At 42.1% G+C, this 20,942-nt stretch carries 18 protein-coding genes and 1 tRNA gene; 15 read left to right on the top strand and 4 right to left on the bottom strand.

Annotation, left to right across the window (positions count from 1 at the left end; genetic code table 11):
- Positions 1-53 precede the first annotated feature (53 nt).
- From K1I71_RS05540 to K1I71_RS05515, 6 genes are all read left to right on the top strand, one after another.
- Positions 54-965, top strand: a complete 912-nt coding sequence (locus K1I71_RS05540; RefSeq protein ID WP_125443448.1) for a DMT family transporter — start codon at positions 54-56, stop codon at positions 963-965.
- Positions 966-1,193: 228 nt separating this feature from the next.
- Positions 1,194-1,892 (top strand): 2,3,4,5-tetrahydropyridine-2,6-dicarboxylate N-acetyltransferase, encoded by a 699-nt coding sequence (gene dapD / locus K1I71_RS05535; RefSeq protein ID WP_223330424.1) that lies wholly within the window; start codon positions 1,194-1,196, stop codon positions 1,890-1,892.
- 67 nt (positions 1,893-1,959) lie between these two features.
- A complete protein-coding gene (locus K1I71_RS05530; RefSeq protein ID WP_223330423.1) occupies positions 1,960-3,090 on the top strand; it encodes an N-acetyldiaminopimelate deacetylase in 1,131 nt (376 codons plus the stop codon).
- 11 nt (positions 3,091-3,101) lie between these two features.
- Positions 3,102-3,641 carry a 5-formyltetrahydrofolate cyclo-ligase gene (locus K1I71_RS05525; protein WP_000834330.1) on the top strand — a complete coding sequence of 180 codons (540 nt, stop codon included), beginning with the start codon at positions 3,102-3,104 and terminating at the stop codon, positions 3,639-3,641.
- Positions 3,625-4,305 carry a rhomboid family intramembrane serine protease gene (locus K1I71_RS05520; protein WP_223330422.1) on the top strand — a complete coding sequence of 227 codons (681 nt, stop codon included), beginning with the start codon at positions 3,625-3,627 and terminating at the stop codon, positions 4,303-4,305. Before K1I71_RS05525 ends, K1I71_RS05520 begins: the two co-directional genes overlap by 17 nt.
- Positions 4,306-4,489: 184 nt before the next feature.
- Positions 4,490-5,017 carry an AAA family ATPase gene (locus tag K1I71_RS05515; RefSeq protein WP_000426562.1) on the top strand — a complete coding sequence of 176 codons (528 nt, stop codon included), beginning with the start codon at positions 4,490-4,492 and terminating at the stop codon, positions 5,015-5,017.
- Between the two features lie 136 nt (positions 5,018-5,153).
- Here the strand turns inward: K1I71_RS05515 and galU are convergent, their stop codons facing one another.
- The 4 genes from galU to argS form a co-directional block, all read right to left on the bottom strand.
- On the bottom strand, positions 5,154-6,053 hold the full coding sequence (galU, locus tag K1I71_RS05510) for a UTP--glucose-1-phosphate uridylyltransferase GalU (protein WP_223330421.1): 900 nt from the start codon (positions 6,051-6,053) through the stop codon (positions 5,154-5,156).
- A 21-nt stretch (positions 6,054-6,074) separates the two neighbouring features.
- The gene (locus K1I71_RS05505) at positions 6,075-7,091 is read right to left on the bottom strand and encodes an NAD(P)H-dependent glycerol-3-phosphate dehydrogenase (protein WP_223330420.1); all 1,017 of its coding nucleotides are present in this window, start codon (positions 7,089-7,091) and stop codon (positions 6,075-6,077) included.
- A 167-nt stretch (positions 7,092-7,258) separates the two neighbouring features.
- A complete protein-coding gene (locus tag K1I71_RS05500) occupies positions 7,259-7,504 on the bottom strand; it encodes a hypothetical protein (RefSeq protein WP_061589638.1) in 246 nt (81 codons plus the stop codon).
- A gap of 203 nt (positions 7,505-7,707) precedes the next feature.
- A complete protein-coding gene (gene argS, locus K1I71_RS05495) occupies positions 7,708-9,399 on the bottom strand; it encodes an arginine--tRNA ligase (RefSeq protein ID WP_223330419.1) in 1,692 nt (563 codons plus the stop codon).
- 135 nt (positions 9,400-9,534) lie between these two features.
- On the opposite strand from argS, the gene argR reads away from it, so the two are divergent.
- The 9 genes from argR to K1I71_RS05450 all read left to right on the top strand — a co-directional run bounded on the left by argR (position 9,535) and on the right by K1I71_RS05450 (position 20,754).
- On the top strand, positions 9,535-9,981 hold the full coding sequence (gene argR / locus K1I71_RS05490) for an arginine repressor (protein WP_001231476.1): 447 nt from the start codon (positions 9,535-9,537) through the stop codon (positions 9,979-9,981).
- A gap of 50 nt (positions 9,982-10,031) precedes the next feature.
- Positions 10,032-12,566: a DNA mismatch repair protein MutS gene (mutS, locus tag K1I71_RS05485; RefSeq protein WP_223330418.1), complete on the top strand. Its 2,535-nt coding sequence runs from the start codon at positions 10,032-10,034 to the stop codon at positions 12,564-12,566.
- A gap of 145 nt (positions 12,567-12,711) precedes the next feature.
- Positions 12,712-14,418: a multidrug efflux ABC transporter subunit PatA gene (patA, locus tag K1I71_RS05480; protein WP_223330417.1), complete on the top strand. Its 1,707-nt coding sequence runs from the start codon at positions 12,712-12,714 to the stop codon at positions 14,416-14,418.
- Position 14,419: 1 nt separating this feature from the next.
- Complete coding sequence (patB, locus tag K1I71_RS05475) at positions 14,420-16,186, top strand: multidrug efflux ABC transporter subunit PatB (RefSeq protein WP_223330416.1); 1,767 nt, start codon at positions 14,420-14,422, stop codon at positions 16,184-16,186.
- Positions 16,187-16,324: 138 nt separating this feature from the next.
- Positions 16,325-17,014, top strand: coding sequence for a gamma-glutamyl-gamma-aminobutyrate hydrolase family protein (locus K1I71_RS05470; RefSeq protein ID WP_000124770.1), 690 nt, complete (start codon positions 16,325-16,327; stop codon positions 17,012-17,014).
- 170 nt (positions 17,015-17,184) lie between these two features.
- Positions 17,185-18,534 carry a glucose-6-phosphate isomerase gene (locus K1I71_RS05465; protein ID WP_049551029.1) on the top strand — a complete coding sequence of 450 codons (1,350 nt, stop codon included), beginning with the start codon at positions 17,185-17,187 and terminating at the stop codon, positions 18,532-18,534.
- Between the two features lie 127 nt (positions 18,535-18,661).
- Entirely contained in the window at positions 18,662-20,122 is a 1,461-nt protein-coding gene (gene gltX, locus K1I71_RS05460; RefSeq protein WP_223330415.1) for a glutamate--tRNA ligase, read from the top strand.
- Between the two features lie 13 nt (positions 20,123-20,135).
- A complete protein-coding gene (locus K1I71_RS05455) occupies positions 20,136-20,570 on the top strand; it encodes a cytidine deaminase family protein (protein ID WP_223330414.1) in 435 nt (144 codons plus the stop codon).
- Between the two features lie 112 nt (positions 20,571-20,682).
- A tRNA-Glu gene (locus K1I71_RS05450) sits at positions 20,683-20,754 on the top strand.
- Positions 20,755-20,942: the final 188 nt, after the last annotated feature.

Raw genomic sequence — 20,942 nt, 5'->3', positions numbered from 1 at the left:
AGTGGCATTGATTGCCACTTTTTTCTTTTTTCCTTTCGTGTTACAATAAAGGTATGAATCAGTATCAGAAAAAGATTGTTAAAGGAACCATTTATTCGCTCCTATCCGGCTTAATCTGGGGAATCTGTGGAATTTTAGGAGAATATTTCTTTACTCATTATCAAGTGTCCTCTGGCTGGATTACCTCTATGCGTTTGACACTGGCAGGGAGTCTTGTGCTTATTTGGTCAGCAATGCAATTAAAATCGCAAGTGCTAGATATTTGGCGAGATAAGAAAAATTACCTGCCCTTTTTAGCCTATGCTATTTTGGGGATTTTTTCAGTTCAGTATTTTTTCTATCTCTGTGTAGAATACTCAAATGCAGCGACAGCAACTATTTTACAGTTTATCAGTCCTGTCTTTATCCTCTTTTACAATCGCTTGGTTTATCAAAAACGAGCGTCAAAAAGCGCTATTTTTTATGTTTTGGTTGCCATGTTGGGTGTTTGCTTGATGGCGACAAAGGGAGATCTCTCTCAATTATCCATGACACCGCTAGCACTTGTGACGGGTTTGCTGAGCGCCATGGGGGTCATGTTTAATGTTATCTTACCTCAACCTTTTGCTAAGCGTTATGGGTTTGTACCCACGGTTGGGTGGGGGATGATTTTGGCAGGTTTATTTAGCAATGTCCTCTCGCCGGTTTATCAGCTTTCCTTTACTCCTGATATTTGGAGTATCTTGATTTGTCTCATTATCGCTTTCTTTGGAACGGCTTTTGCCTTTTTTATTTCCATGAAGGCTGTTTCCTTGGTTTCTCCTTTGGTGGTTTCCGTTATCAGTGCCAGTGAACCTCTCTCTTCTGCTCTCTTGAGTGTTTTATTTTTAGGCTTGGTAGTGGATTGGTCCCTTCTTCTAGCTATGGCGCTGATTATTTTACCCATGATTTTCCTATCGATAGAAGAAGCTAAAGAAAGTGAATAAAAAGTCTTTTCTTAATTCTAAAAGTGTGCTATACTAGAATAGTCAATAGAACACGGGGAGATAGTTGTGAAGAGTGTTTTTAGGTTGTATCGGTAGGGGCTTGCTTTTACCGACAGCACGTTTTATCTCACATCCCTAAAAATCATACCTAAAAACAAACAAAAAGGCTTCAAATTTGAGGCCTTTTTTGGTAGAATAGGTATCATTAAAATGAACTAGGAGGCGCTTATGACTGCTACAAAAATGAACGCACAAGAAATTATCCAATTTATCGCCAATGCTGAAAAGAAAACCAGTGTTAAAGTAACCTTTGAAGGACAACTTGCAACTGCTGTACCAAGCTCTGTTGTTAAACTAGGGAATGTCCTATTCGGAGATTGGAAGGACGTGGCTCCGCTTCTCGATGGTTTGGTAGAAAATCAAGACTATGTTGTTGAGCAAGATGCTCGTAATTCTGCAGTTCCCTTGCTAGACAAACGTGCTATCAATGCTCGTATCGAGCCAGGTGCTATTATCCGTGATCAGGTTGAAATTGGAGACAATGCTGTTATCATGATGGGAGCAGTTATCAATATTGGCGCTGAAATTGGCGCAGGAACCATGATTGACATGGGTGCTATCCTTGGTGGCCGTGCTATCGTTGGGAAAAACAGTCACGTTGGTGCAGGTTCCGTTCTTGCAGGTGTGATTGAGCCAGCTAGCGCAGAACCAGTCCGTGTTGGAGATAATGTTCTTATCGGCGCTAATGCAGTGGTTATCGAAGGAGTCCAAATCGGTAGTGGTTCAGTTGTCGCAGCAGGAGCTATTGTTACCCAAGATGTCCCAGAAAACGTGGTGGTAGCAGGTGTTCCAGCTCGTATCATCAAAGAGATTGATGCCCAAACCCAACAAAAAACAGCGCTAGAGGATGCGCTTCGTACCTTGTAATTGTAAATGAAAAATAGAGGCGGAACTCTTTTTCCAGCCTCTTTCTGCTATATAGGAGGATAGATAGATGTTAGATTTGATTCAGACTCGACGAGATTTGCACCAGATTCCAGAGATTGGCTTGGAGGAGTTCAAGACTCAGACTTATTTGCTGGATGTGATTGAGAAATTGACTGTGGGCAAGAATTTTGTCCAAGTTCGTACTTGGCGGACAGGGATTTTGGTTTATTTGCAGGGAAGTCAGCCAGAGCGTACCATTGGTTGGCGGACAGATATTGATGGTCTGCCTATCGTCGAACAAACAGGCCTTCCTTTCGCTTCTCAGCACCAAGGTCGTATGCATGCTTGTGGCCATGATTTCCACATGACCATTGCTTTGGGCTGTCTTGAGCGCGCCCTTGAGGAGCAACCAAAGAACAATCTGCTCTTTTTATTTCAGCCTGCTGAAGAAAATGAAGCTGGTGGCATGCTCATGTATGAGGATGGCGCTTTTGGAGACTGGTTGCCAGACCAGTTTTATGGCCTCCATGTTCGGCCAGATTTGAAGGTTGGACAGATTGCGACTAATACTCATACACTCTTTGCAGGAACTTGCGAGGTGAAGATTCGTTTTAAAGGCAAAGGTGGCCATGCAGCTTTTCCACATGAAGCTAATGACGCCTTGGTGGCGGCTAGTTACTTTGTGACCCAGGTGCAGTCAGTTATCAGCCGCAATGTTAATCCAATCGAGGGAGCAGTGGTGACCTTTGGAGTTTTCCAAGCTGGAACAACCAACAATGTTATCACAGATACAGCCTTTTTGCATGGAACTATTCGGGCTTTGACACAGGATATGAGTCTCTTGGTGCAAAAGCGGGTCAAAACAGTTGCAGAAGGGGTTGCAGCTGCCTTCGATATGGAAGTCGAAGTGGAACTCAAACAAGGTGGTTACCTGCCTGTTGAGAACCATCCAGCCTTGGCGCGTGAACTGATGGACTTCTTTGAAGAAAAAGAGGGAATCGAGTTGATTGATATCGAGCCTGCTATGACAGGTGAAGACTTTGGTTATCTCCTTTCAAAAGTTGATGGCGTTATGTTCTGGCTAGGTATTGATAGTCCCTATGCCCTTCATCACCCTCAGATGAGTCCTAAGGAAGAAGCATTAGCTATTGGGGTGGATGCGGTCTCTAGTTTCCTGAAAAAGAAGGCAGCAGAGTAGAGGGCTTGTCTATGAAATCGGAATTACGTAAGCAAGTCTTGCACGAAATGAAGGATTTACCTCGAGAGCAAAAACAGGCTATGGATCAAGCTTTAACGGATCAATTTTTGGAACATCCCTTCTACCAAGAAGCTAAGATCATCGCAACCTACCTCTCTTTTCCTCATGAGTTTCAAACACAGGAACTGATTGAGCAGGCGCTGAAGGACGGCAAAAAGGTTCTGATACCCAAAACCTATCCCAAGGGGCGCATGGACTTTGTGGTCTATGATCCGCAACAACTGGTCAAAACTTCCTTTGGCTTACTGGAACCACAGGGAGATTTGGAAGTAGTGGATGCATCTCAGATTGATTTGATTCATGTTCCTGGCTTGGTTTTTAGGACGAAAGGATATCGGATTGGATATGGTGGAGGTTATTACGACCGCTATCTAGAACATTTTTCTGGTCATACTTTGAGTACGATCTATCTTTGTCAAATTCAGGACTTTATCCCTGAAAAGCATGATATTCCTGTTCAGGAGGTTCTGATTGATGAAGGAAATCTTTGATAGACGTTACCCTGTAACGAGTTTCTTCCTCTTAGTGACGGCCTTGGTATTTCTACTAATGTTGGTGACTACAGGTGGAAACTTTGACAGGGCGGATACATTATTTCGATTTGGAGCCATGTATGGGCCAGCTATTCGCCTCTTTCCTGAGCAGGTTTGGCGTCTCTTCTCTGCCATTTTTGTTCATATTGGTTGGGAACATTTCATTGTCAATATGATTTCCCTTTATTATCTTGGTAGGCAAGTAGAGGAAATTTTCGGATCCAAGAAGTTTTTCTTTCTCTATCTTTTATCAGGAATGATGGGCAATCTCTTTGTTTTTGTATTTAGTCCAAAAACCTTAGCAGCAGGAGCTTCTACTTCTCTCTATGGGCTATTTGCTGCAATTATTGTTCTTCGCTATGCAACGCGTAATCCTTATATCCAGCAGTTGGGGCAATCCTATCTGACACTTTTTGTGGTTAATATTATTGGAAGTGTTCTGATTCCAGGAATCAGCCTAGCAGGCCATATCGGGGGAGCAGTTGGTGGAGCATTTCTAGCAATTATCTTTCCAGTTCGAGGAGAAAGACGGATGTATAGTACTAGTCAGAGGTTAGGAGCGGTAGTGTTATCCGTAGGACTCGCAGTCTTGCTTTTCTACAAGGGAATGAGCTGTGTGTAGGGAATGAATAGTTAAATGCGCATGGATTCAGTTGCCAATAAGTCATCTACAAAGATGACTTTTTTGTTGCAAAATTGGAAGGAGCTAGTTTCTTGTATCTTATGATTTGATGAATTTGTCTGATCTTTAATAGACTAAAAAATGCTATAATAGTCAATAATAAAAGAATGGACGAGGTAGTCGAATGGAAAATTGTGTTTACATCATTTCAGGCCCTCCTGGTGTTGGGAAAAGCACAGTCAGTAAGGAGTTGGCCTATTCTTTTAAGAAAAGTGCAGTAATTGAAGGCGACATGATTTATTTAATGATTAAAGGAGGACTCGTGGCTCCTTGGGAAGATGATGGTTATTACATGGATTTATTTTGGGATAATATCATCAGTCTGATCAATAATTTCATCGACCGAGGCATTACCGTTGTGATAGAATATGTCATTTTTGAAGAGCAACTAAAGAAAATTGCAACCTTCTTAAAAGAAAAACAAATCAGTTTAAAATACTGTGTCCTGCTGGCTGAAGAAGAAACCTTGAAAAAACGAGATTCCTTAAGGAAAGAAATTGAGAGAACAGGCGATTTATCAATCCAGTCAAGAAATGAGTTCCTAGCTAAAAATATCAAAAAAAATCACTTGCTGTTTACAGATCAGTTAGATGCTAGAGAAACGGCTCGGATCATCAAAACGTCAATCAGATTTGTGTTTGAAATTCTGTAGTCAGTGACAAATTACCAAGATTGCGATGGGAGATTGACAGAGATACCTCAGCAATTTTAAATCGCATGCAATTTTAAAGTAAAAGCATCTCTAGAGAACAAATTTTAGAGATGCTTTTTTACATATGCAAGATGGATTATTCTCCCTCAGCCAATTCTTTTCCGAGTTGGATGATGTAATCTTTCAAGTCATCTTTGACTTGTGGGTGTTTGAGGGCATAGTCAATAGATGTTTTCACAAAGCCAAACTTATCCCCAACGTCGTAACGAGCTCCTGTAAATTCACGGGCGAAAACACGTTGTGTTTTATTAAGCGTATCAATAGCGTCGGTAAGCTGGATTTCATTTCCAGCACCGGGAGCTTGATTTTCGAGGATCTCAAAAATTTCTGGTGTGAGCAGGTAACGTCCGATGATTGCCAAATCACTTGGAGAATCTTCTGGAGCTGGTTTTTCAACGAAAGTTTCGACACTATAGAGACCATTAATCCCTTCACCCTGAGGAGCTATAACTCCATATGCTGAAACGTCTTCGTGTGGTACGGGCATAACAGCAATTGTTGATGCGTGAGTCGTTTCGTAATCATTCATCAATTGTTTTGTCAAAGGAACAGCGTGGTCATCTGTGATATCCATTAGGTCGTCACCCAGCATGACAACGAAGGGCTCATTCCCTACAAAAGCTTTTGCTTGTAAGACAGCATCTCCAAGACCACGAGGATGGCTTTGACGGATAAAGTGAAGGCGAATGCCAGTTGTTTCGTCTACCAGTTTTAGTAAGTCATGTTTGCCTTTTTCTTTGAGGTTGTACTCAAGCTCAAAGTTTGAGTCAAAGTGGTCTTCAATAGAACGTTTTGATTTACCAGTGACAACTAGAATATCTTCAATGCCTGATTTAAGAGCTTCTTCCACGATAAACTGGATAGTTGGTTTGTCTACAATTGGCAACATTTCTTTGGCAAGGGCCTTGGTTGCTGGTAGAAATCGAGTTCCAAGTCCAGCAGCAGGGATGACTGCTTTTCTAACTTTTGATGTCATAAGAATCCTTTCTCTAGAGGGTTAAGACCATTCATTTTCTGCTTTAAATTCATTGTTCATGATATCATAAATGGCATCTTTGATATTGGTTCCGTGGTAAATAACTTGGTAAATGGCTTGTGTAATGGGCATATAGACTCCAAGTTCTTGCGCTAGTTCATAGGCTGCTCGAGTTGTTGAGATTCCTTCGATTACCATGCCCATATTGGCTTCGATATCAGCTAGAGATTCTCCACGACCAAGAGCATCTCCTGCTCTCCAGTTACGAGAGTGGATGGAGGTGCCCGTTACGATCAAATCTCCCACACCAGATAAGCCGCTATAGGTCAGTGGGCTGGCCCCGAGTGCTACCCCTAGGCGGGTAATTTCTGCCAAGCCTCGAGCGATGATGGCTGCCTTAGCGTTGTCACCAAATCCTAAACCATGTAAGGCTCCAGCACCGACAGCGATAATGTTTTTAAGAGCACCAGCGGTTTCGACCCCGATAACATCCGTATTTGTGTAAAGTCGGAAGTAGTGATTACTAAAGAGTTCTTGAACGTATTGAGCTGTTTGTAAATCTTTAGAAGCAGCAGTGATTAAAGTCAGGTCACGCACAATGGTCTCTTCTGCATGACTAGGCCCTGAGACAACGACGATATCACTGCGGAGATGTTCAGGAATTTCTTCTTCAAGGATGGTTGATAATCGTTTATGACTATCAGGCTCTAATCCCTTTGACGCGTGCATGATGATAGCCTTATGGTCTAAGGTTTGTGCAACTTGCTGGGCAACAAGTCGTGTCACTTTTGTTGGGACAACAAACAAAATCGCATCCACATCTTTTAATGCCTCTGCTAAGTCAGTGTAGGCAATGATATTTTCGTCTAGAACGACATCTTTAAAGTAGTGCTTGTTAGTATGATAGGTATTAATTTCATTGATTTGATCGGGAAGATTTCCCCAAATACGTACCTCGTGTCCATTGTCATTTAAGACTTGTGAAAGGGCAGTTCCCCAAGAACCAGGCCCCAAGACGGCGACGGTTTGTTTTTCCATGTTTTCCTCCTTGATAGAGTTCTCTTTTTATTTTATCACATTCTAGGGGATTTTGCACTTGCATTGCTGGGGAGTGGTTGCTTTCTTCCTTGAATAATATACAAAAACCGAGCCTAAGTATTAAACTCTCAGGCTCGGTTTTGATATTCCTTAAAGAATAGCTAGGTTTATTTCAATTGATCTGTAATGTCTTTTGATAGCAACATTCCCAGATGGTAAGTTTTATTGATATAAGCAATGACATCATTGATATTTTCAGTCGTATGAATTTTTTCTTTGATGTTAGACCTGAATGTTTCATCCTTTAAAAGTTGTTCTTGGTAGAGTTTTTGCAGTCTCTCCTTCTCGTACTTATTGAGCAGAAAAAGGAAAACCAAGCTAATTACAACGAGGATATAAGCATATTGGCTCATAGAATATCTCCCTGTATGATAAAGAAGTAGTAGTGAGTAGATTGAATTAGTGAAGCGCCTAACCAAATCACCATAGTTTCGACGTCATGTTCTCTAAATCGATTATATTTAGAGAACATGACTAGTGAAGCAGTTAGCTAGTCCGCATATAAGCGGCTAGCGTCTAACAATTAGGAACTTTAGTTCCAATTGTTAGTACTGAATCACATCTTCTCTGGCGCTTCTACTCCAAGCAAGCGAAGGGCTTCTTTGAGAACGACTGCTGTTGCGTAGCTAAGGGCTAGACGGCTGTCGCGTTCTGGGCTTTCATCCAAGATGCGCGTATGTGCATAATATTTGTTAAAGGCTTGAGCTAGGCTAATTGCAAATTTAGCAATGATAGAAGGTTCAAAGTTATCCGCCGCACGGTTGATAATACGTGGGAAGTCTTGGATGAGTTTGATGATTTCCCAGCTTTCAGTATCATTCAAGCTATAGTTGCCAGCTGTTTCTGGTTTGAAATCCGCTTTACGTAAGATCGATTGGATACGAGCGTAGGCGTATTGAACATAAGGTCCAGTTTCACCCTCGAAGGATACCATAGCTTCTAGGTCGAAGTCGTATCCATTTGTACGGTCGGTTTTGAGGTCATAGAATTTAATGGCTCCAACCCCAACAGCATGTGCTACCTGATCTTTATTTTCCAATTCAGGATTTTTAGCTTCGATTTGGGCTTTGGCGCGACTAACAGCCTCTGCAACAGTAGGCTCTAGCAGGATGACATTTCCTTTACGAGTAGAGAGTTTCTTTCCTTCTTTTGTAACTAAACCAAAAGGAACGTGAGTAATGTCGTCACTCCAATCGTAACCCATCTCTTGCAAGACGGCTTTGAGCTGTTTAAAGTGGGCAGATTGCTCTTGACCAACGACGTAGATAGATTTAGCAAATTGGTATTCGTTTTTACGGTAAAGAGCTGCAGCTAAGTCACGTGTGATATAGAGAGTTGCTCCGTCAGATTTCTTGATGAGGGCTGGATGTTCAATTCCATATTTCTCAAGATTGACAACTTGGGCACCTTCTGACTCAACAAGAAGGCCTTTTTCAGAAAGAATGTCTACGACTGCATCCATCTTATCGTTGTAGAAGGCTTCTCCATTGTAGCTGTCAAATTCGACTTGCAATTCATTGTAAAGGCGGTTAAATTCCACTAAACTTTCATCACGGAACCATTGCCAAAGAGCGAGAGCTTCCTCGTCTCCATTTTCAAGTTTACGGAACCATTCGCGTGCTTCTTCATCCAAGCTAGGGTCATTTTCAGCTTCAGCGTTGATGCGGATATAGAGCTTAAGAAGTTCATCAATTGGATGAGCTTTTACAGCTTCTTCGTCACCCCATTTTTTGTAGGCGACAATCAACAGCCCAAACTGTTTACCCCAGTCTCCCAAATGGTTGACCTTGACCGTTTGATATCCGATTTTTTGGAAAATATGTGATAAGCTATCTCCGATAACTGTTGAGCGTAGGTGGCCAATAGAAAATGGTTTAGCGATATTGGGACTAGACATGTCGATAACAACATTTTCTTGTTTGCCAATATTTTGGTCAGCATAGTGTTCTTTTTCAGTGATAACAGCTTGCAATACTTGAGCAGAAATGGCAGATTTATCAAGGAAAAAGTTGACGTAAGGTCCTGTTGCGACAACCTTTTCAAAGGCTTGGCTGTTAATTTTTTCAGCCAGTTCAGCAGCAATCATTTGAGGTGCTTTACGTTCGACTTTTGCAAGAGAAAAAGCAGGGAAAGCGATGTCTCCCATTTCTGAGTTTTTAGGGGTTTCCAGTAAATTGAAAATAGCCTCTTGGTCCAGGCTATCAATGACGCTAGCCAATTCGCTAGCAATCAATTCTTTTGTATTCATTAAGAGCTCCTTTTTGGACTTTTCTACTATTTTATCACAATTTTAAAGAAAGAAGAAAAAATTTTTGAAATCTCCTATTTTTTTGGTATAATATAGTTATAAAATTAGTTATAAATATGCACATAAGAGGATTTTATGAGAAAAAGAGATCGTCATCAGTTAATAAAAAAAATGATTACTGAGGAGAAATTAAGTACACAAAAAGAAATTCAAGATCGGTTGGAAGCGCACAATGTCTTTGTGACGCAGACAACCCTGTCTCGTGATTTGCGCGAAATCGGCTTGACCAAGGTCAAGAAAAATGATATGGTGTATTATGTACTAGCAAATGAGACAGAAAAGATTGATTTGGTTGAATTTTTGTCTCATCATTTAGAAGGCGTTGCAAGAGCAGAGTTTACCTTGGTACTTCATACCAAATTGGGAGAAGCCTCTGTTTTGGCAAATATTGTAGATGCAAACAAGGATGAATGGATTTTAGGAACAGTTGCTGGTGCCAATACCTTATTGGTCATTTGTCGAGACCAGCACGTTGCCAAACTCATGGAAGATCGTTTGCTAGATTTGATGAAAGATAAGTAAGGTCTTGGGAGTTGCTCTCAAGACTTATTTTTGACAAGGAGAGACGGAAAATGGCGACAGAAAAGCTATCACCCGGCATGCAACAGTATGTGGATATTAAAAAGCAATATCCAGATGCTTTTTTGCTCTTTCGGATGGGTGATTTTTATGAATTATTTTATGAGGATGCGGTCAATGCTGCGCAGATTCTGGAAATTTCCTTAACGAGTCGCAACAAGAATGCGGACAATCCGATTCCTATGGCGGGTGTTCCCTATCATTCTGCCCAACAGTATATCGATGTCTTGATTGAGCAGGGTTATAAGGTGGCTATCGCAGAGCAGATGGAAGATCCTAAACAAGCTGTTGGAGTTGTGAAACGAGAGGTTGTTCAGGTCATTACGCCAGGGACAGTGGTCGATAGCAGTAAGCCGGACAGTCAGAACAACTTCTTGGTTGCCATAGACCGCGAAGACAATCAATTTGGCCTAGCTTATATGGACCTGGTGACGGGTGACTTTTATGTGACAGGTCTTTTGGATTTCACGCTGGTTTGTGGGGAAATCCGTAATCTCAAGGCGCGAGAAGTGGTGTTGGGTTATGACTTGTCTGAGGAAGAAGAACAAATCCTCAGTCGTCAGATGAATCTGGTACTTTCCTATGAAAAAGAAGGTTTTGAAGACCTTCATTTACTGGATTCACGATTGGCACCTGTGGAGCAAGCGGCATCTAGTAAGCTACTCCAGTATGTTCATCGGACTCAGATGAGGGAATTAAACCACCTCAAGCCTGTTATCCGCTATGAAATCAAAGATTACTTGCAGATGGATTATGCGACCAAGGCTAGTCTGGATTTGGTTGAGAATGCTCGTTCCGGCAAGAAGCAAGGCAGTCTTTTCTGGCTTTTGGATGAAACCAAAACGGCTATGGGAATGCGTCTCTTGCGGTCTTGGATTCATCGCCCCTTGATTGATAAGGAACGAATCGTCCAACGTCAAGAGGTGGTGCAGGTTTTTCTCGACCATTTCTTTGAGCGTAGTGATTTGACAGACAGTCTCAAGGGTGTCTATGATATCGAGCGCTTGGCTAGTCGGGTTTCTTTTGGCAAAACCAATCCCAAGGATCTCTTGCAGCTGGGGACCACCTTATCCAGTGTGCCACGGATTCGTGCGATTTTAGAAGGGATGGAGCAACCTGCTCTAGCTCATCTCATCGCACAACTGGATGGAATCCCTGAGTTGGAGAGTTTGATTAGCGCAGCGATTGCTCCTGAAGCTCCCCATGTGATTACAGAAGGTGGCATTATCCGGACTAGATTTGATGAGACTTTAGACAAGTACCGGCGCGTTCTCAGAGAAGGGACTGGTTGGATTGCTGAAATTGAGGCCAAGGAGCGAGAAAACTCTGGTATTAGCGCACTTAAGATTGTCTATAATAAAAAGGATGGCTACTATTTCCATGTGACCAATTCGCAACTGGGAAATGTGCCTGCTCACTTTTTCCGCAAGGCGACGCTGAAAAATTCAGAACGTTTTGGAACCGAAGAATTAGCCCGTATCGAAGGCGACATGCTGGAGGCGCGTGAGAAGTCAGCAAACCTAGAGTATGAAATTTTTATGCGTATTCGTGAAGAGGTCAGCAAGTATATCCAGCGTTTGCAGGCTTTAGCTCAAGGCATTGCGACAGTTGATGTCTTACAGAGTCTAGCAGTTGTGGCTGAAACCCAGCATTTGATTCGACCTGAATTCGGAGATGATTCGCGAATTGATATCCAGAAAGGGCGCCATGCTGTCGTTGAAAAGGTTATGGGGGCTCAGACCTATATTCCAAATACGATTCAGATGGCAGAAGATACCAGTATTCAACTGATTACAGGGCCCAACATGAGCGGAAAGTCAACCTATATGCGTCAGTTAGCCATGACGTCGGTTATGGCCCAGATGGGGTCTTATGTGCCAGCAGAAAGCGCCCATTTACCGATTTTTGATGCGATTTTTACCCGTATCGGAGCAGCAGATGACTTGGTTTCAGGTCAATCAACCTTCATGGTAGAGATGATGGAGGCTAACAATGCCATTTCGCATGCGACCAAGAATTCCTTGATTCTTTTTGATGAATTAGGTCGAGGAACTGCAACCTATGATGGAATGGCCTTGGCCCAGTCCATTATTGAATACATTCATGATCACATTGGAGCCAAGACCCTCTTTGCGACCCACTACCATGAGTTGACTAGTCTGGAGTCTAGCTTGGAACACTTGATCAATGTCCACGTGGCAACCTTGGAGCAGGGTGGACAGGTCACCTTCCTTCACAAGATTGAACCAGGACCAGCCGATAAATCCTACGGTATCCATGTTGCCAAGATTGCTGGCTTGCCAGCAGACCTTTTAGCAAGGGCGGATAAGATTTTGACTCAGTTAGAGAATCAAGGTACAGAAAATCCTGCTCCCATGAGACAAACAAGTGCTGTCACAGAACAAATTTCACTCTTTGATACACCTGAAGAGCATCCTATCCTAGCAGAATTGTCTAAACTGGATGTTTACAATATGACACCTATGCAGGCTATGAATGTCTTGGTCGAGTTAAAACAGAAACTATAAAGAAAAAATTACTAGTCATTCTAGCTGTATCAAGGAGACTTCTTTGACAAGTTCCCACTTTTTTGCTAGAATAGCATCACACAAACAGAATGAGAAGGAGCTGACACATTGTCGCTCCCTTTTGTCTATTTTTTAAGGAGAAAGTATGCTGATTCAGAAAATAAAAACCTACAAGTGGCAGGCCTTGGCTTCGCTCCTGATGACAGGCTTGATGGTTGCTAGTTCACTTTTGCAACCGCGTTATCTGCAGGAAGTGTTAGACGCCCTCCTTGCTGGAAAATATGAAGCTATTTATAGTATCGGGGTTTGGTTGATTGGTGTGGCCGTGGTCGGTCTGGTTGCTGGTGGGCTCAATGTTGTCCTTGCAGCCTATATTGCCCAAGGAGTTTCAGCTGACCTTCGGGAGGACGCCTTCCGTAAAATCCAGACCTTTTCTTATGCCAATATTGAACAATTTAATGCGGGAAATCTAGTCGTTCGCATGACAAATGATATCAACCAGATTCAGAACGTGGTCATGATGACCTTCCAAATTCTTTTCAGACTTCCCCTCTTGTTCATCGGTTCGTTTATCTTGGCGGTTCAAACCTTACCTTCTCTGTGGTGGGTGATTGTTCTCATGGTAGTCTTGATTTTTGGCTTGACTGCTGTCATGATGGGAATGATGGGACCTCGTTTTGCCAAGTTTCAAGCCCTTCTTGAGCGCATCAATGCCATTGCAAAGGAAAATTTGCGTGGCGTTCGTGTGGTCAAGTCCTTTGTCCAAGAAAAAGAGCAGTTTGCTAAGTTTACGGAGGTTTCAGACGAGCTACTCGGTCAAAATCTTTACATCGGTTATGCCTTTTCAGTAGTGGAACCTTTCATGATGTTGGTCGGTTATGGGGCGGTATTCCTCTCTATTTGGCTAGTTGCAGGGATGGTTCAATCGGATCCGTCAGTTGTTGGTTCCATTGCTTCCTTTGTCAATTACCTAAGCCAGATTATCTTTACCATTGTCATGGTTGGATTTTTGGGAAATTCTGTCAGCCGTGCTATGATTTCCATGCGTCGTATTCGAGAAATTCTTGACGCAGAGCCAGCCATGACCTTCAAGGATGTCCCAGATGAAGAGTTGGTTGGAAGTCTTAGCTTTGAAAATGTGACTTTTACTTATCCAATGGATAAGGAACCGATACTGAAAGATGTGAGCTTTACTATTGAACCTGGTCAGATGGTTGGTGTAGTTGGAGCCACTGGTGCAGGAAAATCAACCTTGGCTCAATTGATTCCACGTCTCTTTGACCCGCAGGAAGGGGCTATCAAAATCGGAGGCAAGGATATTCGAGAAGTGAGTGAAGGGACCCTGCGTAAAACAGTTTCTATCGTTCTCCAACGTGCTATTCTCTTTAGTGGAACGATTGCTGATAACTTGAGACAGGGTAAGGGAGATGCTACTCTATTTGAAATGGAGCGAGCAGCCAATATTGCCCAGGCTAGTGAATTCATTCATCGTATGGAGAAAACCTTTGAAAGTCCAGTTGAGGAACGGGGAACCAACTTCTCAGGTGGGCAAAAGCAAAGGATGTCGATTGCGCGTGGGATTGTCAGCAATCCACGTATTCTGATTTTTGACGATTCGACCTCGGCCTTGGATGCTAAGTCAGAGCGCCTAGTGCAAGAAGCCTTGAATAAGGACTTGAAGGGAACAACAACCATTATCATCGCGCAAAAGATTAGCTCGGTTGTTCATGCGGATAAAATCTTGGTTCTAGATCAAGGACGATTGATTGGTCAAGGCACGCATGCAGACTTGGTTGCCAACAATGCTGTTTACCGTGAAATCTATGAAACACAGAAAGGAAAGGAGGAGTAACATGAAAACAGTTCAATTTTTTTGGAATTATTTTAAAGTCTATAAGCTATCATTTGTAGTTGTCATACTGATGATTGTTCTGGCGACTCTTGCCCAAGCCCTCTTTCCGGTCTTTTCTGGACAAGCAGTGACGCAGCTAGCTAATTTAGTTCAAGCTTATCAAGATGGCAATCCAGAACTTATTTGGCAAAGTCTATCAGGAATCATGGTCAATCTTGGCCTGCTGGTTTTGGTTCTCTTTATCTCCAGTGTGATATACATGTGTCTCATGACGCGCGGGATTGCAGAGTCGACCAACGAGATGCGAAAAGGCCTCTTCGGTAAGCTTGCTCGCTTGACGGTTTCTTTCTTTGACCGCCGACAAGATGGCGATATCTTGTCTCGTTTTACCAGTGATTTGGATAATATCCTTCAAGCCTTTAACGAAAGCTTGATTCAGGTCATGAGCAATATTGTTTTATATATCGGTCTGATTCTTGTCATGTTTTCGAGGAATGTGACGCTGGCCCTCATCACCATTGCCAGCACACCAGTTGCCTTCCTTATGCTGATTTTTATTGTAAAAATGGCACGCAAATACACCAACCTCCAGCAAAAAGAGGTAGGGAAACTCAACGCCTATATGGACGAGAGTATTTCAGGCCAAAAAGCCGTGATTGTGCAAGGAATTCAAGAGGATATGATGGCAGGGTTTCTTGAACAAAATGAGCGCGTGCGCAGGGCAACCTTTAAAGGAAGAATGTTCTCAGGAATTCTTTTCCCTGTCATGAATGGGATGAGTCTGGTCAACACAGCCATCGTTATCTTTGCTGGTTCAGCTGTACTTTTAAATGATAAGATTATTGAAACAAGTACAGCTCTAGGTTTGATTGTTATGTTTGCCCAATTTTCTCAGCAGTACTACCAGCCTATTATTCAAGTTGCAGCTAGTTGGGGAAGCCTTCAGTTAGCCTTTACGGGGGCTGAACGGATTCAGGAAATGTTTGATGCGGAGGAAGAAATCCGACCTGAAAAGGCTCCAATCTTCACTAAGTTGCAAGAAGATGTTGAAATTAGTCATATTGATTTTTCATACTTGCCTGATAAACCTATTTTGAAAGATGTCAGCATTTCTGCCCCTAAAGGTCAGATGACAGCAGTTGTTGGTCCGACTGGGTCAGGGAAAACGACTATTATGAACCTCATCAATCGCTTTTATGATGTTGATGCTGGTGGTATTTATTTTGATGGGAAAGACATCCGTGACTATGACTTGGATAGTCTCAGAAGCAAGGTGGGGATTGTCTTGCAAGATTCGGTCTTGTTTAGCGGAACGATTCGAGACAATATCCGTTTCGGTGTACCAGATGCTAGTCAAGAAATGGTTGAGGCAGCAGCCAAAGCAACCCACATTCACGACTATATCGAAAGCTTGCCTGATAAGTACGATACCCTTATCGATGATGATCAAAGCATTTTCTCGACAGGACAAAAGCAATTGATTTCTATCGCTCGAACCCTGATGACAGATCCAGAAGTTCTCATTCTCGATGAAGCAACTTCAAACGTAGATACGGTGACAGAAAGCAAGATTCAGCATGCCATGGAGGCAGTTGTAGCAGGTAGAACCAGTTTTGTCATTGCCCATCGCTTGAAAACTATTCTCAATGCTGATCAGATTATTGTCCTCAAAGATGGAGAAGTCATTGAACGTGGTAACCACCATGAACTTTTGAAACTAGGTGGCTTCTATTCAGAACTCTATCACAATCAATTTGTTTTCGAATAAGAAAGAAGTTGTCCTATGTGGGCAGCTTTTTCTTGTCCATAAAAAATATTTATCACGGCCTTTAAAAAAACATATTAGACGAAAGGCATTTTGAGTGATATGATAGGACTATCGTTAATATTCGAAAGGAGAGGCATCATGGCTAGAACGGTTGTAGGAGTTGCTGCAAATCTATGTCCCGTAGACGCGGAAGGAAAAAACATTCATTCATCTGTATCTTGTAGATTCGCAGAGAGCATTCGTCAAGTCGGCGGTCTCCCTTTAGTCATTCCTGTTGGTGATGAGTCAGTCGTGCGCGATTATGTAGAAATGATTGACAAGCTTATCTTGACAGGTGGCCAAAATGTCCATCCTCAGTTTTATGGAGAGAAAAAGACCATCGAGAGCGATGATTACAATCTGGTCCGTGATGAATTTGAATTGGCACTCTTGAAGGAAGCTCTTCGTCAGAATAAACCAATTATGGCAATCTGTCGCGGTGTTCAACTTGTCAATGTTGCCTTTGGCGGCACCCTCAATCAAGAAATCGAAGGTCACTGGCAAGGCCTGCCTTTCGGAACATCTCATTCTATTGAGACAGTAGAAGGAAGCGTGGTGGCTAAGCTATTTGGAAAAGAAAGTCAAGTCAACTCCGTCCATCGTCAAAGCATTAAAGATTTGGCACCTAATTTCCGTGTAACTGCTATTGATCCAAGAGACCAGACCATCGAAGCGATTGAGTCTATCGATGAGCACCGCATTATCGGTTTGCAGTGGCATCCAGAGTTTCTGGTTAATGAAGAAGATGGCAATTTAGAACTATTTGAGTATTTATTGAATGAATTGTAACGACTGGGACATCTGGTCGTTCTTTATTTTATTTTTTCAAAATTTTTGGAATGTGGCATTTTTACGCAAACGTTTGAATTCTGATAAAAATTGGAGAAATTCGACAAAAAAACTTGAAAAAAACGAAGGTAAGCGTTATGATAGAAAAGAAGAAATATTGGAGGAATAACATGTCACATATTAAATTTGATTATTCAAAAGTTTTAGACAAATTTGTTGCACCACATGAAGTGGAATACATGCAAGCACAAGTAACAGCAGCAGATGAATTGATCCGTAAAGGAACTGGTGCTGGTAGCGACTTCTTGGGATGGTTGGACCTTCCTGAAAACTACGACCGCGAAGAATTTGACCGCATCTTGAAAGCTGCTGAGCAAATCAAGTCAGACAGCGATGTTTTGGTTGTAATCGGTATCGGTGGATCTTACCTTGGTGCCAAAGCAGCAATCGATTTCTTGAATCACCACTTTGCAAACTTGCAAACAAAAGAAGAACGTAAAGCTCCACAGATCCTTTACGCAGGAAACTCAATCTCATCTACTTACCTTGCTGACTTGGTAGAGTACGTAGCTGACAAAGACTTCTCAGTAAACGTGATTTCTAAATCAGGTACAACAACTGAACCAGCGATCGCTTTCCGTGTTTTCAAAGAACTCTTGGTTAAGAAATACGGTCAAGAAGAAGCAAACAAACGTATCTATGCAACAACTGACCGCCAAAAAGGTGCTGTTAAGGTTGAAGCAGACGCTAACGGTTGGGAAACATTTGTTGTTCCAGATGATATCGGTGGACGCTTCTCAGTATTGACAGCCGTTGGTTTGCTTCCAATCGCAGCATCAGGAGCTGACATCAAAGCCCTTATGGAAGGTGCGAATGCAGCTCGCAAAGACTACACTTCAGATAAAATCTCTGAAAACGAAGCTTACCAATACGCAGCAGTTCGTAACATCCTTTACCGTAAAGGTTATGCAACTGAGATCTTGGTAAATTACGAGCCATCACTTCAATACTTCTCAGAGTGGTGGAAACAATTGGCTGGTGAATCAGAAGGAAAAGACCAAAAAGGTATCTACCCAACTTCAGCCAACTTCTCAACTGACTTGCACTCACTTGGTCAATTTATCCAAGAAGGAACTCGTATCATGTTTGAAACAGTTGTCCGTGTTGACAAACCTCGTAAAAACGTGATTATCCCTAGCTTGGAAGAAGACCTTGATGGACTTGGTTACCTTCAAGGAAAAGACGTTGACTTTGTAAACAAAAAAGCAACTGATGGTGTTCTTCTTGCCCACACAGATGGTGATGTACCAAACATGTACGTGACTCTTCCAGAGCAAGACGCTTTCACTCTTGGTTATACAATCTACTTCTTCGAATTGGCTATCGCTCTTTCAGGTTACTTGAATGCTATCAACCCATTTGACCAACCAGGTGTTGAAGCTTACAAACGTAACATGTTTGCCCTTCTTGGAAAACCAGGATTTGAAGAATTGAGCAAAGAACTTAACGCACGTCTATAATAGAAGAAAAGAGTGGTTTGTCCACTCTTTTTACTCTCTTTATCCATAGAAATTGGACTCAGCCAAGACTTGTGATATAATATAGAGAGCAAAAAGGCAGACGCCTAGAGACTTTATAGGAGAAACTATGTCAAAAGATATCCGCGTACGTTACGCACCAAGTCCAACAGGACTACTACACATCGGGAATGCCCGTACAGCATTGTTCAACTACCTTTACGCACGTCATCATGGTGGAACTTTTATCATTCGTATCGAAGATACTGACCGTAAACGTCATGTCGAGGATGGTGAACGTTCACAGCTTGAAAACCTTCGTTGGTTAGGTATGGATTGGGATGAAAGTCCAGAAACACATGAAAATTACCGCCAGTCGGAGCGTTTGGACTTGTATCAAAAATACATCGACCAACTGTTAGCTGAAGGAAAAGCCTACAAATCTTACGTTACAGAAGAAGAGTTGGCAGCTGAACGCGAACGCCAAGAAGCAGCTGGCGAAACACCACGCTACATCAATGAATACCTTGGTATGAGTGAAGAAGAAAAAGCAGCTTACATCGCAGAACGTGAAGCAGCTGGTATCATCCCAACTGTTCGTTTGGCTGTCAATGAGTCAGGTATCTACAAGTGGCATGATATGGTCAAAGGTGATATCGAATTTGAAGGTGGCAATATCGGTGGTGACTGGGTTATCCAAAAGAAAGACGGTTACCCAACTTACAACTTTGCTGTTGTCATCGATGACCATGATATGCAAATTTCTCACGTAATCCGTGGAGACGATCACATTGCTAATACACCAAAACAGCTCATGGTTTATGAAGCACTTGGTTGGGAAGCTCCAGAGTTTGGTCACATGACCTTGATTATCAACTCTGAAACTGGGAAAAAATTGTCTAAACGTGATACTAATACACTTCAATTTATCGAAGATTACCGAAAGAAAGGTTACCTTCCAGAAGCAGTCTTTAACTTTATTGCTCTTCTTGGTTGGAACCCAGGTGGCGAAGATGAGATTTTCTCTCGTGAAGAATTGATTAAACTTTTCGATGAAAACCGCCTCAGCAAGTCTCCAGCAGCCTTTGACCAGAAAAAACTAGACTGGATGAGCAATGATTATATCAAGAATGCAGACCTAGAAACTATCTTTGAAATGGCAAAACCATTCCTAGAAGAAGCAGGTCGATTGACTGACAAGGCTGAAAAATTAGTTGAGCTCTATAAACCACAAATGAAATCAGTAGATGAGATTATCCCATTGACAGATCTCTTCTTCTCAGATTTCCCAGAATTGACAGAAGCAGAGCGCGAAGTCATGGCGGGTGAAACAGTCCCAACAGTTCTTGAAGCCTTCAAAGCAAAACTTGAAGCAATGACAGATGATGAGTTTGTGACAGAAAATATCTTCCCACAAATTAAAGCAGTCCAAAAAGAAACAGGTATTAAAGGTAAAAATCTTTTCATGCCTATTCGTGTCGCTGTTTCAGGTGAAATGCATGGACCAGAATTGCCAGATACTATCTTCTTGTTAGGCCGTGAAAAATCAATCCAACATATCGAAAATATGTTAAAGGAAATCTCTAAGTAAGAAGGATACAATAATGGACATCTGGGAAAAGATGTACGAAGAAGCACAGAAATTGTATAATCCACATGAAGTATCTGATTTTGTTTATGCTAATCATGTCGTTGCCGCAGTAGAAGCAGAAGATGGACAACTATTTACAGGATTCTGTATGGAGGGAACCTGTGGTGTTTTCCATCTCTGCGCAGAGCGGGCAGCACTCTTCAATATGTACCAATTCTCGGGACAAACTAAAGTTAAAAAAGTCTTAGCTTTTCGAGACAAACCACCTTATGGTGGAAGTTCAGCCATGCCTTGCGGTGCCTGTAGAGAATTCCTTTTAGAGCTTAATGCTGAAAATAAAGATGCAGAATTCATGATGGACTACGATAGAAGAAAGACAGTGAAAGTCGCAGAACTAATCCCATATTGGTGGGGAGAAGAACGTGCTTCCAAGTTTAATAATCAATAGAAGAGTCAGTATAATGTTGACTCTTTTTACTTAATTTGAAAAAAAGTTTCAAAAAAGTGTTGACAAAGTTTGAAAAGCCAGTATAATAGTAAGAGTTGAAAATAACAGCTCAGGTCCGTTGGTCAAGGGGTTAAGACACCGCCTTTTCACGGCGGTAACACGGGTTCGAATCCCGTACGGACTATGGTATGTTGCGGTTGAAGCACTTGATGAAAAAAGTTCAAAAAAGTTTCAAAAAAGTGTTGACAAGCGAAAGCGACTGTGATATACTAATATAGTTGTCACTTGAGAGAAACAAGTGACAAAGACCTTTGAAAACTGAACAAGACGAACCAATGTGCAGGGCACTACAACTAAGGTTGTAGTACTGAA

Source organism: Streptococcus mitis (genome assembly GCF_019929545.1).
Lineage (GTDB): Bacteria > Bacillota > Bacilli > Lactobacillales > Streptococcaceae > Streptococcus > Streptococcus mitis_BU.
The sequence above is the reverse complement of the archived record's forward strand: the minus strand, read 5'-3'. Positions and strand labels throughout refer to the sequence as shown.

Bases quoted from the DNA above. Each gene is read 5' to 3' on its own strand.
- K1I71_RS05540 (WP_125443448.1), top strand. From the start codon at position 54: ATGAATCAGTATCAGAAAAAGATTGTTAAAGGAACCATTTATTCGCTC.
- dapD (WP_223330424.1), top strand. From the start codon at position 1,194: ATGACTGCTACAAAAATGAACGCACAAGAAATTATCCAATTTATCGCC.
- K1I71_RS05530 (WP_223330423.1), top strand. From the start codon at position 1,960: ATGTTAGATTTGATTCAGACTCGACGAGATTTGCACCAGATTCCAGAG.
- K1I71_RS05525 (WP_000834330.1), top strand. From the start codon at position 3,102: ATGAAATCGGAATTACGTAAGCAAGTCTTGCACGAAATGAAGGATTTA.
- K1I71_RS05520 (WP_223330422.1), top strand. From the start codon at position 3,625: ATGAAGGAAATCTTTGATAGACGTTACCCTGTAACGAGTTTCTTCCTC.
- K1I71_RS05515 (WP_000426562.1), top strand. From the start codon at position 4,490: ATGGAAAATTGTGTTTACATCATTTCAGGCCCTCCTGGTGTTGGGAAA.
- galU (WP_223330421.1), bottom strand. From the start codon at position 6,053: ATGACATCAAAAGTTAGAAAAGCAGTCATCCCTGCTGCTGGACTTGGA.
- K1I71_RS05505 (WP_223330420.1), bottom strand. From the start codon at position 7,091: ATGGAAAAACAAACCGTCGCCGTCTTGGGGCCTGGTTCTTGGGGAACT.
- K1I71_RS05500 (WP_061589638.1), bottom strand. From the start codon at position 7,504: ATGAGCCAATATGCTTATATCCTCGTTGTAATTAGCTTGGTTTTCCTT.
- argS (WP_223330419.1), bottom strand. From the start codon at position 9,399: ATGAATACAAAAGAATTGATTGCTAGCGAATTGGCTAGCGTCATTGAT.
- argR (WP_001231476.1), top strand. From the start codon at position 9,535: ATGAGAAAAAGAGATCGTCATCAGTTAATAAAAAAAATGATTACTGAG.
- mutS (WP_223330418.1), top strand. From the start codon at position 10,032: ATGGCGACAGAAAAGCTATCACCCGGCATGCAACAGTATGTGGATATT.
- patA (WP_223330417.1), top strand. From the start codon at position 12,712: ATGCTGATTCAGAAAATAAAAACCTACAAGTGGCAGGCCTTGGCTTCG.
- patB (WP_223330416.1), top strand. From the start codon at position 14,420: ATGAAAACAGTTCAATTTTTTTGGAATTATTTTAAAGTCTATAAGCTA.
- K1I71_RS05470 (WP_000124770.1), top strand. From the start codon at position 16,325: ATGGCTAGAACGGTTGTAGGAGTTGCTGCAAATCTATGTCCCGTAGAC.
- K1I71_RS05465 (WP_049551029.1), top strand. From the start codon at position 17,185: ATGTCACATATTAAATTTGATTATTCAAAAGTTTTAGACAAATTTGTT.
- gltX (WP_223330415.1), top strand. From the start codon at position 18,662: ATGTCAAAAGATATCCGCGTACGTTACGCACCAAGTCCAACAGGACTA.
- K1I71_RS05455 (WP_223330414.1), top strand. From the start codon at position 20,136: ATGGACATCTGGGAAAAGATGTACGAAGAAGCACAGAAATTGTATAAT.